The organism is Bradyrhizobium sp. SBR1B, from assembly GCF_014198205.1.
Lineage (GTDB): Bacteria > Pseudomonadota > Alphaproteobacteria > Rhizobiales > Xanthobacteraceae > Bradyrhizobium.
The window spans coordinates 15974-35176 of record NZ_JACIHC010000033.1 but is presented as its reverse complement, the minus strand read 5'-3'; the positions used below and the strand labels follow the sequence as shown (position 1 = coordinate 35176).

Genomic DNA, 19203 nt, shown 5'->3' with positions numbered 1-19203 from the left:
GCTCAGTCGTCCGACATCTACCGTAGTCTCAATTCTTTGGTTGACCTGCCGTACACACCGCAGCAGCTGCGTGACGATGCTCAGTCAGCGCCGGTCAGTAGGGCTGCCGCAAGATCGCCGCTCTTCACCGAACTATCAGAGGGGCCAGCTCAGTCGTCCGACATCTACCGTAGTCTCAATTCTTTGGTTGACCTGCCGTACACACCGCAGCAGCTGCGTGACGATGCTCAGTCAGCGCCGGTCGGTAGGGCTGCTGCCGCCAGATCGCCGCTCTTCACTGAACTATCAGAGGGGCCAGCTCAGTCGTCCGACATCTACCGCGGGCTCAACTCTTTGGTTGACCTGCCGTATACACCGCAGCAGATACGTGACGATGCTCAGTCAGTACCAATGCTTAGCCTCGACGGTAAGCCCGCGTTCGTCGTCGGGCGGTCGGGCTTACTTCAGGAGCTTGAGGACATTGGATACCGTGTCGACCAGGATTGGCCGGATGGCTCCCAGCCGGGTGCTCAGATCGGGCCCTCGGCTACCGCTGCCGGCCACAGCGGACCCGTGCTAGGGCCCACGCAGTGGCTGGGTGACGAGCATATCCAACGGGATTACGAGCTCCTGACCCAGGAGTTGCAGCAGAACAATCCGGATCTCGCCGCCCGAACGCGGTGCGTGGATCCCCTGATAGCCCAAATGTTGCGATCCCCCTCCAAGGAGATCGCCGAACGAGCATTAGGGTGGGTTCGCTATGATGCAGCCGACTTCCTATTCCTCCCAGTGAGCGATGCTAGCAATACGGATAGACACCGGCGCGGCAGTCACTGGTCGCTGCTGCTGGTTGATCGCCGCCATGGGGGCCGGCCGGTCGCCTATCACTATGATTCCGCCCAGGGATACAATGACAAGCCTGCAGCGGAACTCGCAGCTCGGCTTGGCACTAACCTGCAACGGGCCCCGATAAGACAGCAGCAGAACGGTTATGACTGCGGTGTATTTGTCGTGGACGGCACCCGTGAACTGGTTAGGCGATTGGCGGCAAGACGGCCGGACCTGAACCTATGCAATCTTGTCACTAGTAGGCAGGCGCTGCGCAACCGACTAGGCGCTGTCGCCGACTTCAACTGAACAGGGTGCAGGACAAGTAAAATGCTTTTCTCGCCGATCGAAGATCCGCAAGCGGTGTGTTCGCAGGGCATCATAGTGTCTCGCGTAAGGAGCTGACTACGCCTAAAACGAAGACTGCCATTGATGCATGCGTCCTTGCACGGCGAGCTCTATTATCAGTCGGGTGAAAGGTCGAGCGGCCTGCTGGCCGGGCTTATCGGCCTGGGCCGGAGCTTTCATTCTCAAGGGCAGTAGTTCGCGCAATCGCGACGCGGCAAGATCGGGCGATCCGGCCAAGACCTGGGCGAGCCGGGCCTTGGGATACGTCCGCGAGGCAATAGGTCGTGATCATCGCCCGGATGATGACGCCGCGCGGGCTGTCAGCGGAAGGTCCAGTTGCGCCCTTACCAGGACCGTAACTGCGCGCAGTAATCGAGTGGGAATGATCGAGCCGCGATCGGTACTCAAATGCATTTGTGAACAGCACGTCCGCGACTCTGAGTTCAAGCGGCAGGATCAGCGCATGCTAAGGTGCTAGCAACCTCAGTTCCTCCGCCTCTCAGCAGCGATTGGGAATTGATCTAGCGCCACCAGATGCTGAAACAAGTGCGACATCGGCATACTCGCGGGTATCTTGCCAAGCGTAAATTCCTAAGAATGTAGTCAAAATCTACGTCGGTGCCATACGTCACCGAAAGCAAATTGCCGCCCCTGCGCCGCTGCACTCTGCGCGCCAGTGATGTCGAACAGGCCGCGCCTGCAATACTCTTTGAGTTCCCGGAGGCAGCCGAAAAAGGCTGCGTCGGTCGTTGGCCAAGCGAAACTCTTCCCACGTAAGATTGTCGACCAAGCAAGTCGATAGAACGAGAACTCAATCCACTGCCGCCTAGCCCGTTGGGGCATCAACATTGGCTGGTGGTTCTCTATTCCACCATAGGTCACACCTTGGGTCGAACGACAAGTAATCGCAAGTCAGCTCTTCACCAGGTTGTATGTCTCGCGCCGTTAAAATTCGGCGACGATCGTCTTCATATGTGTTTGGCAGACCGCTGTGGTTCATGAAGCGGGCGTTGTCAGCATTGTACTCTATCACACCATCGTTTGCTCTGTGATCTCTTGGATAGGCATGCTTATCAAGTAGAGCCTGAAATGTTGGAGCTAGGCTTTCGTACTGCTCAGGCGTCACCGCGATGTCGACAATTGGATTGTGAATCCAAATCAACGAATCTTTGGGTAAATGAATTGCGGAAAAAAGACCGATACCGCCGAACTGGTCTGGCTTCAAAATAGTTTCAACAATCAACATTGAAGAGTCCCTAAGTCAGCAGCGTTCAGCAAGCTAACTGACGCCGGTTGCGAAATCTCCTGCAGGAATTGGTAGGGTCGTCTACGCTGTCGTTCGTGCCGGTGGTGTCGGAATCGGCGCTACCGGCGGCCGCAGAGCCTACCGGGTCGCCAGAAGCAGCCATTGTGACGGTTGAGCTCCAGGGAGCACGCGTGGAGGTGCGGGGGGCGCCTGGCCTTGCTATGTTGAGTGATGTGTTCTTAGCGCTCCGACGGACACGTTCATGCTGACGCTGCCTGCGAGCCTTACGATTTACGTAGCGACCCAACCTGTGGACTTCAGAAAAGGTGCGGAGGGCTTGGCGCTGTTGGCGAAGGAGACGCTGGGCCATGACCCGATGAAGGGCGTGGCGGTGGTCTTCCGTGCGAAGCGCGCTGACCGCGTGAAGATCGTCGTCTGGGATGGCAGCGGCCTTGTGATGTACTGGAAGCGGCTCGATGGCAGCGGCTTCAAATGGCCTCCCATCGTGGCCGGCGTGATGCGGATGAATGCCGCCCAGCTGTCGGCGCTTTTGGCCGGCATGGATTGGACGCGCATGCATGCGCCTCGCGATGCGCAGCCGAAAGCGCTTGCGTAAAGATACAAATCTTCGCTGCATCGGGGCGCGAAGCGTGGCAGACTCGGAGCAATGAGTGATTTGCCTGATGAGCTGCCGAGCGATCCGGCCGAGTTGCGCGTCTTTGCCGCGGCTCTGCTGGATCGCTGCGCCAGGCTCGAGCGGTTGCTCAAGCTTGCAAAAGATGCGCAGTTCGGTCGGTCCTCGGAAAAAGCTGGATGCTGATCAGCTGCAGCTTGTTCTGGAGGATATCGATCAGGCCGTCGCGGCCCTCGAAGCAACCGAGGATCGCGCCAATCCCAGAGTTTGCGAGAAGAGGACGGCCGCGCGCAGGGCCAACCGTGGTCAGTTGCCGGAGCATTTGCCGCGCATCGTCGAAATCCTGATGCCAGCGGAGACTTGTTGCCCGTCTTGTGAGGGCGACCTCCTGGAGATTGGTCACGATGAGAGCCAGAGGCTGGACGTCGTACCGGCGCAGTATCGCGTTATCGTCACCCGCCGACCCAAGCTGGCCTGCCGCGCCTGTCACGGCGTCGTCCTCCAGCACGCCGCTCCCGAGCGACTGATCAGGGGTGGATTGCCGACTGAGCGGTTGGTCGCGCATGTGATCGACGCCAAGTATCATTGGCATTTGCCGCTTTACCGCCAGGCGCAGATGCTGGCGACGCACGGAATAGCGCTGGATCGTTCCACGCTCGCCTTCTGGGTCGGCTATGCCGCCCAGGAATTGAAGCCCTTGTGGCATCGTCTGCGCCAGCTTCTGCTCGCCTCTTCGAAGCTCTGTGTCGATGAGACTCCCGCACCGGTGTTAGATCCGGGGCGCGGCAGGACCAAAACCGGCTACTTCTGGGCGCTGTCACGCGATGACAGGCCCTGGGCCGGACCTGACCCACCTGGCGTGGTTTACGCTTATGCACCGGGCCGTGGGGCCGTCCATGGCTTGAGGCTGCTCGAAGGCTATCGCGGCATCATCCATTGCGACGGCTATCAGGCCTACAAGACCATGACCCGAGAGACGCGTGCGGACGCCCTGTCCGGAACGCTCGCCTTCTGCTGGTCGCATCTACGGCGCCAGTTTGTGAAGATCGAGCGCGAGGCTGCTCCGGCGCCAGCTCCGGTTGCCCGCGAGGCGCTCGCGCGCATTGCCCAGTTCTACGCGGTCGAGAAGGCACTGCGCGGCCACTCTGCTGCCGAGCGCTGCGCCGGCCGACAAGCGCGTGCCCGGCCTCTGGCAACAGCCTTGAAGCAGTGGTTTGAGGCAGCGCTTGATCACCTTGCACAGAAGAGCGATACGGCGAAGGCCTTGCGTTACGCGTTGCGTCATTGGGACGGCCTGACGCTCTACCTTGATGACGGGCGCATCGAGATGGACACGAATGCGGTCGAGCGTGCGATGCGGCCGATCAAGCTCAACGCCAAGAACTCCCTTTTTGCCGGGTGCGACGAGGGCGCCGAGAATTGGGCAGTTCTGGCTTCGTTAATCGAGACCTGTAAGCTCAATGGCGTCAGCGCCGAGCACTGGCTCGCTGATGTTCTCGCGAAGCTCGTCAATGGTTGGCCTGCGGCGCGACTGGACGAACTGCTCCCTTGGGCATCGATCTACAGGATGCTTGCACACGATCCGAGGCTGGCGGCATGAGCCTGAACAGGACCGCGGTCCGGATCAAGGTGACCCTCAAGGACGTAAAACCGGAGGTGATGCGTCGCCTTGTCGTACCCGTCACCCTGCGTCTTGATCGGCTGCATTTGACACTTCAGGAGGCGTTTGGCTGGACGAACAGCCACCTCTTCGAGTTCTTCGCGGGTGAGGCCCGTTGGGGGATTCCTGATCCCCACAACGATTACGGCCACCAGCCCATGGATGCCAGCAAAGCGCGGCTTTGCGATGTCGTTCGCGAGACCGGCGCCAAGACGATCCATTACCTTTATGACTTTGGCGACAGCTGGGACCATGTGATCAAGCTCGAAAAATGGTTCGAGAACACCACGACCGAGGGACTTCCCTTCTTGCTCGAGGCCGCCGGTCGTTGTCCTCCGGAAGACGTCGGCGGTGCTCCAGGTTATGCCGAATACCTCGAAGCCATCGGCGACCCCACCCATCCAGAGCACGAACATATGCGCCTCTGGAAGCGGTTCGATCCCAACGTCCTCGACCGGAAGGCGCTCGAAGCCTCCGTCAACGCGTTGTCCGACACATGGAAACCGCGGCGGCGCGCCTCGCGAACAAAATAGGCGTCAAGCGCCATTCAAAAGGGCCGCAGAGCTCCGCTTACTGTGCAGTAATGTCTGGTGAAAGAACTATCACCGAAATGTCCATTCGGACGGGCTGCCGGATGATTCCCGAACTGAAGCGCCCTCATGAGTGTTTTCTGGGAGGTCGTGGCCCAAGCCCCGGGGAGGGTCGAACTACATTTCCGCCGCGGGCGCCAAGCGGCAAGGCCATCCATCAAAAGCTGCAAAATTCAGTGCATAACCTTACAGCGTGTAACTAATTGACTTCTTACGAAACAACCAGGCGGCGGCCGGCTCCTCAACGACCCGTTAGAAGCTTCAAATTGCACGCGTTTCGGCACTTTGCGCATCCTGATGGATGGCCAAGCTTCCTCGCCAGGCGATGCGGAGATTTGGCCGGCATGCGCACTTGTCCGGCGGGGATTTGTTCGTTCGAACAATGAGCGGCGCCCCCGCTGACGCTACTGTGGATCAATGGGCCTTGGCCATTCCCCGCGGGTTCCCGTGGCGATTAGGCGAAGCGCTCCTTCACGCCGAGGCCCTCGCACTTCATTTGGCCGAGCACCCGGACGCTACGAAGGTTCGCTTGCGTGTGCTGTACACAGGACTCTCGGGTCGCGTATTGCGGTCGTGGGCAAATCCCATAACGGATTTGTTTATGGAGGGTGGCGCCGCTCGCAGCGATGAAGCGATGCTCGAAACCGTTGTTCCAGTAAAAGAGATATCTCCGCGCCTCGCAACTTACCTTCATCCATTGATAGCCTCACTGTTCGAGCGTTTTGGCGTGACAGGCCTGTCGCTTGATCGCGTTCAGGCTGAACTTGAGAAAATGAAGGCGAATCGGTTTGGCTCGCTGCGAAGCGCGCCGCCTCCCCGGTAGGGCCTTCGCTCGTGAACAACCGCGATGAGTTCCCGGCCAAGACAACGAATACCGCGGTGGCCCGGGGGTGTAGGACGTGTCTCTTGAGGGGCGTCCGAAGTTGACTGTCGGGCCAAGCGATGAATTGTCGAGCGCCGTACAAACAATTGCTTAGCCGCTCGTGGTCTCATGGCCGCAACCATGCTGAGCTTTCGAGTGATGCTGGAAAGAGAACGCCCTCCGAATGTCATCAATAGGAGAGAATCCGATCAGCAACGTATTGCCTCGAGGAGCGCAGAAAGCATTGAGCCCGCCACAGGCATGGTCCTGCAGGACGATAGCGAAGTTCTGAAGATTTGGCGCCGAGATGCTTGCCCCGTGATCGGGGAGCAGCGCCAGAGGGACCCTATGAGATCCTGCCGCCACTCATCGATGCTCGTTCATTCAGCACCTATGAAACTAAAAAAACATACATGAGATTTCGAAGCGGACTAGCTCAGGATGGTCAGACCGTCTGACCACCAAAGCCGCGAGGAGCTCGTCTTGAGCTTGTCCCGCGGGGCTTGAGCCCGGTTGCCGTCAGCCTGGCTTATTGTCAGAAACGAACTTGAACGGGCCGGCTGAGCTCAGCAGATCAGTTTCTGAATTTGCCGATCTCTTGATCTTACCCAACCTTACCCAACGACGGCTTGAAAAATCGCTTCCGGCCAAAAGACGGGCGATAGCCTTGCCAACGCTGCGTCTCCCGAAGAGGAGGGGCGCGTGGTTTAAGGGCCATAGAGCTATCGGAGGGAATAATGCCAAGGAAGCTTGCCGCTTATCGCGGCGGTCTGGCCAATTTCGCCAAAGAAGCTCTTAGCTGCTCCACGCTTTTAGCTGGAATCGCCGTAGCTTCTATCGGAGCCAAGGCGGACGAGGTCAACTTGCGCCAGTTCGAATGTGCGTCCATCGTGTGCGCGCACGATATTCATCCGTCTGCTGATGCAGTCGCAGCTCTCTGTGGTAGGGATAAGCGGAATTGCTTGGATTTCGAATCCAAACACCGCAATGATCTCGCTGATTGTGATTGACGTGTGGACTTATACGGAGCAGGCCGAGTTCATGACCTGGCCCCCAAGTTTTCTGTTTGTGCCGGCGCTTGAGAACTTTCCCGTCTTGTTTGACGTCGCCCCGGCCGGAAGGACCAGCTATGGCGCCATCAAAGTCTATTTCATGACACCGATGACGAACAGCGTTGTCATTGCGCTCCGCTCCATCATGATATCCCTGCTCATCGGGGGGGCCGCCGGATACGTGCTGGCGAAGCGAGACTTGCCCCTGAACGAAGACGTTGGCTTCTTCAACCTGGGATTTCGTTTCGCACCGGTTCTCTTGGTCGTCATCCCGTTTTTTGGACTTTCATGCTAGTTTTCCTGCTCGCTTGGCACAACTTCGCTTTGGGCTTGATGCTCAGTTCGATCAAGATTCCTGTGACCGTCGCTCGTCTCAAGCTGCTCAATCCAGGCGTTCAGTTCTATCCAGTCATGGCTGTAGAGCTCGTGGTGACAATGATCGTTCCCGTTATTCTGATCGTCATCGGCCAGCGTCACCTTGAGCGGGGCCTTACCTTAGGTGCCGTAAAATGACTGCCAGACCATTGATGTTCTTCGGAACAACGAATCTTGATATCTGCTTCAATGTCGAGCGGCTTCCGGTACCTGGTGAAAGTCTGATGGGTACTTTGACCCGCCACCCCGGAGGGAAGGGCGCCAATCAGGCCGTTGCAGCCGCGCGTCTTGGACTGAGGCCCCACTTCTACACGCGTCTCGGCGATGATGATGCCGGCCAGTTGCTGCTCAAATCGCTCCTAGAAGCCGGTGTTCGCACAGACGCAATTAAGGTCTGCAAAGGCGAAGTTTCGGGCTCCGCATTGGTTGTCGTCGGCGACGACGGCTCCAACCTGATCGTCATAGACCCCGGGGCCAATTCGAAGATGGAGCCGGACATGATCGAGAGCGCGACCAGGTTCATAGAACGCGATGCAGTCGTCGTTGCAGAAATGGGTATGCCGATCCCAGCCCTTAATCGGCTCCTGGAGATGAAGCGCGACAGAGGCTTTGAGCTCATTTTCAACCCGGCGCCGGTGAGGAAAGGGCTCTTAGCCTCGGCGTGGAAAAGTGTCGACTTCGTCACGCCAAACCAGAGTGAGGCTTTTGAGCTGACAGGGGTCGAGGTGTGCGACTTTGAGACTGCCGCCCACTCGGCCGCGAAGCTTCTTGATCTTGGCCCGAGAGCCGCGCTGATTACCCTGGGAGCACAGGGGGCATATTTCGCGGATGCGAAGAACTCATTTGCCTTGAGGGCCTTTCCCGTCAAGGTCGTTGATACCACCGCGGCGGGAGACGCTTTCAATGGAGCATTCGCCGCCTCTCTCGCTCAACGCTTGCCTCTGAGGCAAGCCGTAAGGAAGGCGCTGGCCGTGGCCGCCTTGTGCGTAACGAGGCGTGGGGCTCAAAACTCCATGCCAACCGCCCAGGCGGTTGACGAATTTTTAGAAACCCAAACGATCTTGGAGTTGGAATGACCGAACAGTTCTCAGTTTCAGACAGAACCGTGCTCGTGACGGGAGCCGGAGGCGGCATCGGTTCTGCCATTGCGAATGCGTTCCGCCAAGGAGGGGCGAACGTCGTAGCCACCGATGCCAATCTGGAAAGCCTTAGGGACACTCTGGTGAGATTGCCCTATGGCAACGGCATATTGCCCATGGCCATGGACGTTGCGCACGAAGAAGACGTTACCAAAGTGCTCGATGAAATTGGCAGGCGCTTTGGCCGGCTCGACGTGCTGGTCAACAATGCAGGTATCAAATCAGCCCAGTCGCTGCTGAACGGCAGCTCGGAAAAAATTGAGCGTACGATCCAGATCAACTCGGTCGCTGTCCTGCGTTGTTCAAAATCGGCCATAGAGCGCTTCATGAAGGCAAAGGGTGGCCGCATCGTCAATGTGGGCTCCTCCTTGTCATCGCAGGGAGCGGTCTTCAACTACCAAGCGGGCGGAGCCGATTATTGCTTGTCGAAGGCGATCGTTCACGATGTTACGAAGCTTCTTGCCTATGAATGTGCTCCCCTCAGCATCAATGTGAATGCGATTGCGCCTGGCATTATTGATACTCCCATGCACGGCCGTCCCAGAGAGGAGACCGAAGCCCGGCACAGCGGCCGGATCCCCTTGGGACGGGTGGGAGTACCCGAAGATATCGCGGGCCTAGCCGTATTCCTCGCAAGCCCCGCAGCGTCCTACATGACCGGCCAAGTCGTTCACGTGAACGGCGGGATGATCATGAATGGCTGAGCGAAGCTCTCACCTCAACTGGCCGCAGATCGAGGGGATCATTTCGGACCTGGACGGCGTGGTCTATCGGGGGAATTCTGGAATTGAGGATGCGATCCATGCACTAGGAGGCTGGAAGGCTGCTGGATTGCCGTTTTGTTTCGTAACAAACAATTCGACACATACGCCCGATGACGTCGTCCGCAAGCTGGATGCATTGGGACTGGCCATCGCGCCGACAGATGTTGTCACCAGCGCTATTACAGCTGCCACATTCATCCGCGCTAAACACCCCGATGTGAGCCGCGTCTATGTCATCGGCGCGCCATCTCTCGTGAAGGCTGTTGCAGATGTTGGTTTAGAGCCTACCGACCAAAAGCCCGAGGTCGTCCTAATGGGCCTGGATCGCCAGATCTCGCACGAGAAGATGAGGATTGCGGTGGAGGCGATCTTAAACGGAGCGGCATTTCTCGGAACGAACCCGGATCTGCTCTTGCCTACCGCAAGCGGTTTCGAACCGGGCGCGGGAGCAATCATCGCTGCCGTGGCTGCAGCCACTCAAATCAACCCCTTGATCATTGGAAAGCCTGAGCCGCACATGATCGAGACGGCGCTTGCCCGCCTGGGGACGGCGCGCAACGCGACCCTGATGGTCGGCGATCAGATTCCGACGGATATTCAAGCCGGCAAGCGAGCTGGTCTTTCGACCGTGCTGGTCACGACTGGTGTCCCACTCCGGGAGAAGGATCCATCACTGTTGCAGCCCGATTTCATCGTGTCCAGCCTTTCAGAGATTGAGGTTCTACCGCGGCGAACTCGAAGGCATAGGCAGAGGAGAGTGTGATAGCCGATCTTTGCCTGGAGGGCGTCAGCAAATCCTATCGGACTATCCAGATCCTACAGAACATCAGCTTGACCATCGAGCCCGAGATCGACGCCAGAGGCTCCGACGCTGCATTGATGTTGCAAATTGATGGCCTCTTAAATTGCTGGCCGAGGCTACTTTCGGACGGACAGCGGCAACGACTGGCGATAAGGCGCGCAATCGTCCGCGAACCTATAGTGTTCCTGTTCGACGGACCCCTGCCGCGACACGGACTTGCGGTGCAGATGCGGGTCCAGCTTGCGAAGCTGGACAAGCAATCAGGGAACAGCAAACGGGAACTTAAACGGTTGCGCGCGTCATCGAATTGGAGCTAGTTTCGGACCTGCCGTAAAAAAGCGGGGGCGGTGTGCACACGCGGACGGACCAGGTAAAGCGAGGCGGGATCAGGCAGTTCTTCCGGAATTCCCGCTCGTTTGTGCTTGGGGCGGGAATCGGGTCGGGCATGACTGCCAGAGCCGCAGAACGCGCAGGCGCAGACTTCGTACTCGCGCTCAATGCTGGCCGCTTTCGCGCCATGGGCGGATCTTCGCCGGCCTCAATTCTTCCGATACGCGACACCAACGAGTTCGTAGCTAATTTTGGCCGCACCGAGATCCTGCCGAGCACGAAATTGCCGGTGTTCTTCGGCGCCTGTGCTTTCGATCCGCGCCTCGATATCGATCGCTTTCTCGATCGCATTATCAGGTGGGGCTTTTCCGGCGTCACGAACTTTCCCTCCATCATCCACATCGACGACGTCAGAAGGGCACTTCTTGAGAAGTGCGGGCTCGGTTACGAACGGGAAATCGAACTCCTGGTGAAGGCCGCAAGACGTGGCCTGATGACGATCGCCTATACCCGCACGCAGTCCGAAGCACGACGTATGGTTGAAGCGGGAGCGGAGACGATCTGCATCAACTTCAATCTCAACCGCGGATACGAAAGCGGGTCCGAGCCATCCATCAGCCTCTCGGAGTTGGCTGCGCGGACAAGCGCTGTTGTGCGCGTGGCTCAATCTATCGACAAAAGCGTGATCTGCTTGCTTGGTGGCGGACCGACTACGAAGCCGGAGGAATTGCTCGACATATGCCGCGAGACAGGTGTGAAGGGGTTCATTGGTGGCTCTTCGCTCGATCGCGTCCCACTAGAGATGTCGGTCCTTGAGGTCACCTCCGGGTTCAAGACCATCCACTTGCTACGCGAGAAGGTCGATCTGCTCGAGCGCCAGCTCCAGTTGAGCGGCTTCAGGCACGGCATCGTTGCGCAGTCCTCAACCATGAAGCGCGTGCTCGAGACGGCAAGGCGCTTGGCTGGCAATACTGGTCCTGTGCTGGTGTGGGGAGAAACGGGATCAGGAAAGCGACGAGTAGCTAGTTTAATTCATGCCTTCAGCGATCGAAAGCACACGAAGGCGACGCTATTTCAATGCCGGCCTGGTCCAACGATCGATACGGTTGGTGCACTGTTCGGCATCGCGGGCGATGCAGATAGGAGACGACAATTGTCGCTCCTGGAAGCGGCGAGTAATTCTACGGTCTTTCTGATGCATGTTGATCAGTTGTCGCGGGACGGGCAGGAGCGTCTGGCCGACTATCTGGAGACGGGAAGTTTCACGCCGCTTTATGGCGTATCGGCTCTAAGATCGAACGCCCGCATTGTCGCCACCGCAACGGTTGCTCGCGGAGCAGGCTTGGAGAGCGCTCTATCTCCGCGCCTTCTTGCCCTCTTCGTTGGGCTAGACCTAGAGCTTCCCGCCTTGCCAAACCGACTCGAGGACCTGCCACAGCTCATTCAGTATTTTACGGTCGAGGCCAAGGGGGATTCGAATGCGCAGACGCTGATGATCGAAAAATCTGCGTTCTTGGCGCTTGCAGGGCATCCCTGGTCCGGAAATTTGAGAGAGCTGCGCCAAATCGTTAACCAACTTGTAACTCTGAAAGATTCCCATATCGTTGCCGAGGTCCTCAAGCCGTTGTTGAGCGCAACGGTAGCCACTAAGCCCGTATCAGCGTTCTCCGAGCGTGAATGGATCATCGAAGGGTTGAAACGAAATAGGCTCCATCGTGGGAAGACTGCCCGTGCTTTGGGCCTCTCGAGGAAAACGCTCTACAACAAAATCAAAAGACTACGGATCCTTGAATAATTCCATTACTCTTTGCGTCTAATTCGCTTAGAACCGGGTGCAGCGCAAAGCGAGAATGTCGGGATCGACGATTTCTGGAGTCCAAGGCTCACTAACTTCATCTCGTCGCAAACCTTGAGCGAAAAAGACTCTTCCGGCATATTTACGATACCCTCCAATTGCGAACCAAGGCGTGTCTCTGCCGCCGTCATCTCAGAACGCCTAGCCGTAGCGAACAACATCCTGAATCCTAGGCTTGCGAACCATTCCATACGCCGAAGTTCGATTTCTTGGCCGCTATTAGCTGGTATGCCAGCGGAAGGCTGCTCAAGGATCGATGCTGGTGGGAAGTTTATGACGCCGCAGATACCAACGTCTTTCAGCAGGTCGGCAATATCTTCCCAGCAGGCGAAGGGATCGATCATGACCATTGCTGCATATACGCCAACAAATTGCTGTTTGGCGAGGCCGCGTAAATCTCGCAAGAGACAGTCGTTCCAATCGATGATGGGTAAAGTCGCCATCACGAGCATCGAATTGTCTGGAAGGCTCCGCAACGATGGCGCGAAGATCTCCAGGGAGGTGCCCTTAATAGCCGGCGAAATGTGCGTGGTAATTCTGCAAATGGCGCTGCCCTTCACCGGTCTACCCACGTTTACTGATCCGAACTATTGCTATGCTATATCTAGTTTCGGTCTCGTCCATGCTGCCAGCGCAAGAATGATCCGAACGAGAACTATAGCTCGGCAACGCACGGACGGCCAAGGGTCTTGCGGAATGGCAACTGAGATTTCGCAGCATTGGAAGCTCAGCGTGCGCGATCTAGTTGGAGCCGCTTGTGCCGAAGACCCTCGCCCACCTCGATGCATCCAGTGGTCAACATAGACATCCGACGCCGGCTCTTCACTGCAATCGTCCCTTATGCCGCAAGACTGGCGGCGTCGAGCCACCTCACCAACCCATGTTCCGCGTCCAAGCAACGGCTGCGGTCACACCTGCTGGACCGCGGCCCCTTGGGCCAAGGAGCTTAAAAACCTCATCGACCATTGGAAGGTGTAAGACAGTCATATGCGAAAACAGCTCGCCGCGTCGACATTTTTGGCGTGAAGCAAGGAGTCTCCCGCATCTATGCTGCGCCACGGTTCGCCGTCGAGCCAAGCGTCGGACCATTATCATCTTCGGACCATTATCATCTAGAGTATTGCGAGCTTAACAGACTGCCGGCGACGCGCGCCAACGCGCGTCCTGTGGTCAGCGGCCACGACTTCAGCTGCGTTCTGCCCTTGGTCAGCGAACGCTTGACCCCTGTCCTCATGAAAACATAACGAACCATTGCAGTTTCTAGGACAGTCCGCCTTATTGACCGACAATCGTTTAGGGGCGTCTGAAACGAGTAAACCACTTCCGTCGTTGGGCCCTACCGACGCGCAAGCGTGCTTCCGCCCGGGCATTTCGATGGTAGCACGCTTCTGCTCGAATGGCCAACATGAACCCCTTTGAGAGTTCAAGCCTCTGCAAACGGACTGTTAGCCTGAAGACGTTTTGGTTAGCGTGAACACGGGCGCGGGTCCAGTTTGCAACTAAATAAATTTCCTCCACATGGTCTCGTCGCACCATACGTGATCAACGCGGCCCCACTCGCAAGCTGCTGCCGCGCTTGGGAAGAATCCGCGTCCGTGGTGGTTGGCACTGGTATTACAAAGCAGCGGAATGCCAGTGAGCTTTTCGTATTCGACGAGAAGCTCGGCGACTTTGTGCCCAGAATGCCTACAGATTGTCTGCAGCCGCGCAGATCCGTCGAGATGGACAACGGCCGGAATTCGTTCTCGCCACTCTGCTCTCGTCTGGTGATCAAAAAGCATGTACGGGTCAGGCGTTCCAGGGTTGAATATATCTGCCGCACGATCCTCAAGGCAGATCGGCGCCACCGGTCTGAAATGTTCACGATGTTTGATGTCGTTGAGGTGATCTTTGGCTTTTTGCGATGTGGGTGCTGCAAGGATGCTTCGGCTACCCAATGCTCGTGGTCCGAGCTCGGCGCGGCCGGAAAGAAAAACGACGGGCTTGTTGTTGTTTAGAATGGTCGCAAGTTGATGCAGGCTGCACGGCGCAGACGTCCATCCGGGTGGCATAGTGCAATCTTGCAGCGCCGGGCCACGATATACAGACCAATCCAAGGGCGCGAAGCTTTTGTTCGGGCCCATCCCGCAGCAAGCGGCACCGATTGCCGAACCGCTATCATTCGGGAACGGGGGTACCCAGATAGAATCGAACAGGCCTGCCGCTCTTAGTGCGCTGTTCCATTTGATGTTGAGACCGCAGCCGCCAGCAATGCACAGATTGCGCGCTGCAAGACTCGAGTGACGCTGTAATGCATCCGACATCTGACCGACCAGCAGACGCTCGAGGAAGCAATGAAAAGATGCGAGCACATCCTCGGGAGACGAAGCCTTGAGGCGACGCGCGCTCGCATCGAAGAACTCGTGCGTTTTCGCGAGTGCAGACTCCATGCTCGGAACGTCCGTCCGGAAGCTGGCAGGGTTCGTGTTGGCCGCAAAGCTCTTATGGTAGAGATCTCGAAAGACCGTGACTATGTCTTCATTCACAGATCCGAGGGCGATATAGGCCATCAGCTTGCCAGCAAGACCTAGGTTGAGTTTGCCGGCACCTCCAGGGTCCAGCTTGCCCGGGTCACCCAAGTCCCAGTTGGATCGCTTCTCTTGTTTGTACGGTCCAAAGTGAAGGCCAGCGGCGGCATAGACGTGGCCGATCATAGGGAAGAGGAAATCGACGAACCTGGCGCCCCTGCGTTCTACAAAATAGAGACGTGGAAAGGTGCCGCCATCCCATAAAAGGCAGAACGCGGGCTGCCCAGCTTTTGCGAAGGGGCTTGTGCAATATGCGGCGGCCACATGGCCTGCCACATGTGGAAAGCTGATGTAGGGATAATCTCTCCCACCAAGTCTAAGGCCCGTGCCTTCATGGGAGACCAGCACCTTCTCTGGCTCCCGTTCGATATACGGACCGCCTTCGAGGGCGACAGGTACAGTTCCGCTGAAGAGATGGAATTGCGAAGCTAGCTTGCCGACCCAGCCGTCGAGGACAAACTGATCAATGTCCCCCGGTTCAAGCCCGTGTTCCGCCAAAGCAAGGACGACTGCATCAAGATTGTCGATCGTTTGATACCGAGGATTGTTGTCGCGCTTCTCCTGCTCGATACAAAAAATGAGCCGTCCGTCCTCGACAAGTGCGACCGCTCCATCATGCGTCAACTTGATACCGCAGATGCGCATAGCGCCTCCATAATATTGTGATGATCGAAGCGGCTGTTGCAAGCGTACGGGTATGAACTCGCCGTATACAGATCTGCCAGAGCTCCTTGGCGGCAACTTTGATCAATGTTTGATTCGGCATGTTCACTTCGGTTTCGCGCATCGGTGACGCTGATCCCGTCTCAACAACCCGATTGCCGGCGGCCGCGACGAGTGCAGAGCAATATCGAGGCCAAACCGAATCGAAAAAATCACGGCGACTTTGCAGTCCAATTTAACGATCACGGACAATTTGTTGGAGTTGCGACATCAGCGCGCGGGTTCAGCTTGAGTGAAAGCTGGATTCATCGAAGCTTGCGAGGCCACCGCCGACGAACCAGTGAAACGTCTTCCCTGAAAATTGACGAATCAAAGCCAAAGCCCAGCGCTCGGAAATGGCGATGGACGACCGAGTGGAGCCGTTCAGACGCCACAGAAGACGGGGTGGACCTTTCAGGGAAAGGTTACAGCATCGGCTCAACGCCGTCTTGTTTTAGCGAAGCAGACGCCGCGCTCGCGTCACTGCGCGAGACCTGCACGAAATTAGAAATGCACGGCCCTCAAAGCAAAGAGCACAGTCGCAATCGGTATGCAGGCAAGCTCTCATAGCAAACTAGCGAGGTCTGGATGATTCTGGCATCGATTCGGCGGCGCCAAGAACAAATACAAAGCTTGTCTGCAGGCTCGGTAAGAGATCCAAGAAACAACCGATGATGGAGTTGTCCACGGCAGTAGCTCTGATCAACGGACACTTACGAGACAGATATGGAGAACGTATCACCGCACGCCCTGCGTTCAGCTGATTGCGAGCGTCTGCTGCGGAAAATGGACTTATCTGGTCTGTCGACCAGTTTAACGCCGCCCTCGCCATTGGTTTGCACAGGATCTGCGTTTTGTTGTTGTGAAGGACAGTAAGACAGTAGGAGCGGTGTCGCCTCTTGAAGTGGCTCCGCGACCAAAAGTTGACAGCCTCCGTCTGGGCCCTTCTGCGCTTGCTCCTATCTGCAGGATCGGAGACAGTGCATTGATATCGTGCGCTGCGGGCTCTGTCGCGGCGCTCGAGTGATTGATCTTGCTCCGGTCGTCGGTTTGGGCCCCCACACTTGGCCGGTTTGCTGATGCGCTCGACCCGGGTTTTAGGCGACTGAAAATTGTTTTCGCTCCTTTTAGGAAAGAAGAGCTTTAGTGTGGGCCGGCCAAACAGAATTGGCGCGCTCGGGGCGCCTGCTTTCCGCAATTCGCGAGATGTTTGATGTGCACGGAGCGAGACTGAAGCGCCGCAAAGTACGGTCCCTGGCCTCGGAGCTCCAACTAATGCATCTACCCAAGTTTACCCAATTTCGCCCGTCTCGGTTCTTATGCTCCCTTTTTAGCCAGCCTAAACCACTAGCAATCAAAGGTGGTTCGGGAGAAAAGGCGTGTCTTACCGTTGCGCGGACGACGAAAGGGCGGTCCGGGATGGTCATTTATCCAAGAGCCCAGCGTCTGCATTGCCCGCGGTGGCGATCGTGGCCACGCTGGACACCAAGGGTCCCGAAGTTTCGTTCCTTTCGGGCATCATCCAAGAATGTGGGCGAAGGACCCTCCTGATTGATATCGGCACCTCCTCGGGAGGAGGGGCAATTGATTCTGCGAGGCGCCCGGTTTCACCTGCTGATGTTCTGAAACAGATCGCCACATCCACCCGCACAAAAGTGGCCGAGCTTTTGGCCGATCGCGTAATCGACGCGATCGTGGCCGTTGCGGGTGGGAAGGGGAGCGCCGTCTTCGGCGAGATCGTTTCTGATTTGCCGTACGGCTTCCCAAAGCTGCTGGTGTCGAGCGCGCGGCCTGCGCTCCTCGCTGAACTCGCCGCCCATCACGACATCATACTGTACCCGACGCTCGTCGATCTTTTCGGTATCAACGCATTCACAGCAAGAGTGCTGGAGAATGCCGGGCGGGCCATCTGCGCCATGCACTATCAACCCAGCAATCGCGAACGCGAGGGCAAGATCGTTGCAGTCACGGCCTTTGGCGTGACGACGCCCGCTGCGAATCAGTGCGTGTCACTGCTTGCAGATGCCGGTCTGCAGGCGATCGTGTTTCCGGCCAACGGAGCCGGCGGCCGCAAGATGGAGCAACTGATCGCTGCCGGCGAATTTGATGCCGTGATCGATCTGACGACAACGGAGTTGGCCGATGAAATCGTGGGAGGCACCGCCAGTGCGGGCCCGGATCGGCTCAAGGCGGCCTCGGACCGACAGATCCCGCAGGTCATCGCACCCGGCGCGGTTGACATGGTGAACTTTGGTCCGCCGTCCAGCGTACCCGATCGTTTCAGAGACCGCCGATTTTACTCCCATACGCCATACACAACTCTGATGCGTACGACGCCTGCCGAGAACACCAATATCGGCGCGCTTACGGGCGAACGGCTGTCGCAGACCAAGGGGTCTGCCATTGTGCTTTGGCCGGCAAAAGGCGTGTCGGACTACGACCGGGAGGGCGGCGTATTTCGCGACGCCGAAGCCGACCAGGCGTGGCTTGAAGCAATCAAGACCCGCGTCCGCCCAGAGATCAGCGTCCGCGAACTCAACTGCCACATCAACGACCGCGAATTTGCCGAGACCGCTGTGACGTGGATCCTCGAGCAATTGGGGATGGGAGGTCTAGCTCGTGCGCATATTTGACCGAGCGGAAATTGTTTCGAGGATCGTAAACCAGGTCGCGGACCGAAAAGCGATCCTCGCGGCGGCCAGCAGCTGCGGGTTGGTGGCCAAATGTGCCGCGCTCGGAGGGGCCGATATGCTCGTGGTCTATAGCACAGGCCTGTCGCGGCTTATGGGCCTTCCCACCAGTCGTATCGGTGATTCCAATGCCCGTACTTTGGAGCTCGCTGCGGAAATTCGCAACGTCGTATCTTCTGTACCAGTGATTGGGGGCGTTGAAGCCTGGGACCCTCTCCGGCTTGATCTTGATGCTCTTCTGGACAAATTCTCCGCGGCCGGCTTTTCCGGCGTGATCAACTACCCGACCATCTCCACCATGGGAGAAAAATGGCGTGACCGCCGCGGTGGTGTCGGGCTGGGCTTCGAGCGCGAGGTCGAAATGATCGCGACTGCGCGCAAGAAGAACATCTTCTCGCTCGCCTACGTCGCGAGCCCGGAAGACGCCAAGGCCATGGCGAGCAGCGGCGCAGACTGCATTGTCCCTCATGTCGGCGCTACGCGCGGCGGCCTCGTAGGCCACGAGGATGGGCAGCCACTTCGGGAGGCGATTAGGCGCATCAACGAGATCAACGCTGCAGCAAAGGCGGTCCGATCGGACATCATTCTCCTCTGCCACGGCGGTGCAGTCGCCGAGCCACAGGACACGTATGAAGTTTACCGCTCGACCGAATGTGTCGGCTTTGTTGGCGCCTCTTCCATCGAACGGATTCCAATCGAACGCGCCGTGAAGGCGGCGGCCGAGGAGTTTAAGGCCGTTCCTCTGCCAGGAGCAAACTGATGTTCATCGCAAATAGGAAA

16 protein-coding genes and 1 pseudogene are annotated in these 19203 nt (G+C 57.7%); 14 read left to right on the top strand and 3 right to left on the bottom strand.

All coding sequences use genetic code 11. The annotated features are described in order from the left end of the window. Positions 1-1116, top strand: a 1116-nt coding sequence (locus GGD61_RS38120; protein ID WP_246786172.1) for a Ulp1 family isopeptidase, incomplete at its 5' end; no start/stop codon positions are given. A gap of 865 nt (positions 1117-1981) precedes the next feature. Here the strand turns inward: GGD61_RS38120 and GGD61_RS38115 are convergent. Then, positions 1982-2401, bottom strand: a complete 420-nt coding sequence (locus GGD61_RS38115) for an SET domain-containing protein (RefSeq protein WP_183232294.1) — start codon at positions 2399-2401, stop codon at positions 1982-1984. A 262-nt stretch (positions 2402-2663) separates the two neighbouring features. On the opposite strand from GGD61_RS38115, the gene tnpB reads away from it, so the two are divergent. The 11 genes and pseudogenes from tnpB to GGD61_RS41540 all read left to right on the top strand — a co-directional run bounded on the left by tnpB (position 2664) and on the right by GGD61_RS41540 (position 12404). Continuing rightward, the gene (tnpB, locus tag GGD61_RS38110; protein ID WP_183232293.1) at positions 2664-3017 is read left to right on the top strand and encodes an IS66 family insertion sequence element accessory protein TnpB; all 354 of its coding nucleotides are present in this window, start codon (positions 2664-2666) and stop codon (positions 3015-3017) included. Positions 3018-3068: 51 nt separating this feature from the next. Next, positions 3069-4635 (top strand): annotated as a pseudogene (tnpC, locus tag GGD61_RS38105) (IS66 family transposase). Continuing rightward, the gene (locus tag GGD61_RS38100; protein WP_183232292.1) at positions 4632-5228 is read left to right on the top strand and encodes a plasmid pRiA4b ORF-3 family protein; all 597 of its coding nucleotides are present in this window, start codon (positions 4632-4634) and stop codon (positions 5226-5228) included. The pseudogene tnpC and the gene GGD61_RS38100 overlap by 4 nt, the downstream one beginning before the upstream one ends. A 481-nt stretch (positions 5229-5709) precedes the next feature. After that, entirely contained in the window at positions 5710-6108 is a 399-nt protein-coding gene (locus GGD61_RS38095) for a hypothetical protein (RefSeq protein WP_183232291.1), read from the top strand. A 776-nt stretch (positions 6109-6884) separates the two neighbouring features. After that, positions 6885-7157 carry a hypothetical protein gene (locus GGD61_RS38090; RefSeq protein ID WP_183232290.1) on the top strand — a complete coding sequence of 91 codons (273 nt, stop codon included), beginning with the start codon at positions 6885-6887 and terminating at the stop codon, positions 7155-7157. Beyond that, positions 7135-7494: a hypothetical protein gene (locus GGD61_RS41005; protein WP_246786171.1), complete on the top strand. Its 360-nt coding sequence runs from the start codon at positions 7135-7137 to the stop codon at positions 7492-7494. Before GGD61_RS38090 ends, GGD61_RS41005 begins: the two co-directional genes overlap by 23 nt. Next, positions 7488-7712, top strand: a complete 225-nt coding sequence (locus tag GGD61_RS41000; RefSeq protein WP_246786170.1) for a hypothetical protein — start codon at positions 7488-7490, stop codon at positions 7710-7712. The genes GGD61_RS41005 and GGD61_RS41000 overlap by 7 nt, the downstream gene beginning before the upstream one ends. Further along, the gene (locus GGD61_RS38080) at positions 7709-8650 is read left to right on the top strand and encodes a ribokinase (RefSeq protein WP_183232289.1); all 942 of its coding nucleotides are present in this window, start codon (positions 7709-7711) and stop codon (positions 8648-8650) included. The genes GGD61_RS41000 and GGD61_RS38080 overlap by 4 nt, the downstream gene beginning before the upstream one ends. Beyond that, positions 8647-9417 carry an SDR family NAD(P)-dependent oxidoreductase gene (locus GGD61_RS38075; RefSeq protein ID WP_183232288.1) on the top strand — a complete coding sequence of 257 codons (771 nt, stop codon included), beginning with the start codon at positions 8647-8649 and terminating at the stop codon, positions 9415-9417. The genes GGD61_RS38080 and GGD61_RS38075 overlap by 4 nt, the downstream gene beginning before the upstream one ends. Beyond that, positions 9410-10240: an HAD-IIA family hydrolase gene (locus GGD61_RS38070; protein ID WP_183232287.1), complete on the top strand. Its 831-nt coding sequence runs from the start codon at positions 9410-9412 to the stop codon at positions 10238-10240. Before GGD61_RS38075 ends, GGD61_RS38070 begins: the two co-directional genes overlap by 8 nt. A 484-nt stretch (positions 10241-10724) precedes the next feature. Next, complete coding sequence (locus tag GGD61_RS41540; RefSeq protein WP_246786169.1) at positions 10725-12404, top strand: phosphoenolpyruvate hydrolase family protein; 1680 nt, start codon at positions 10725-10727, stop codon at positions 12402-12404. Between the two features lie 5 nt (positions 12405-12409). Here the strand turns inward: GGD61_RS41540 and GGD61_RS38060 are convergent, their stop codons facing one another. Both GGD61_RS38060 and nodU read right to left on the bottom strand, forming a co-directional pair. Continuing rightward, complete coding sequence (locus tag GGD61_RS38060; protein WP_312012804.1) at positions 12410-13024, bottom strand: hypothetical protein; 615 nt, start codon at positions 13022-13024, stop codon at positions 12410-12412. 939 nt (positions 13025-13963) lie between these two features. Next, the gene (gene nodU / locus GGD61_RS38055; RefSeq protein WP_183232285.1) at positions 13964-15676 is read right to left on the bottom strand and encodes a nodulation protein NodU; all 1713 of its coding nucleotides are present in this window, start codon (positions 15674-15676) and stop codon (positions 13964-13966) included. Between the two features lie 1526 nt (positions 15677-17202). On the opposite strand from nodU, the gene GGD61_RS38050 reads away from it, so the two are divergent. Further along, positions 17203-18366 carry a Tm-1-like ATP-binding domain-containing protein gene (locus tag GGD61_RS38050; protein ID WP_183232284.1) on the top strand — a complete coding sequence of 388 codons (1164 nt, stop codon included), beginning with the start codon at positions 17203-17205 and terminating at the stop codon, positions 18364-18366. After that, positions 18353-19183, top strand: coding sequence for a phosphoenolpyruvate hydrolase family protein (locus GGD61_RS38045; protein WP_312012803.1), 831 nt, complete (start codon positions 18353-18355; stop codon positions 19181-19183). The genes GGD61_RS38050 and GGD61_RS38045 overlap by 14 nt, the downstream gene beginning before the upstream one ends. Positions 19184-19203 lie beyond the last annotated feature (20 nt).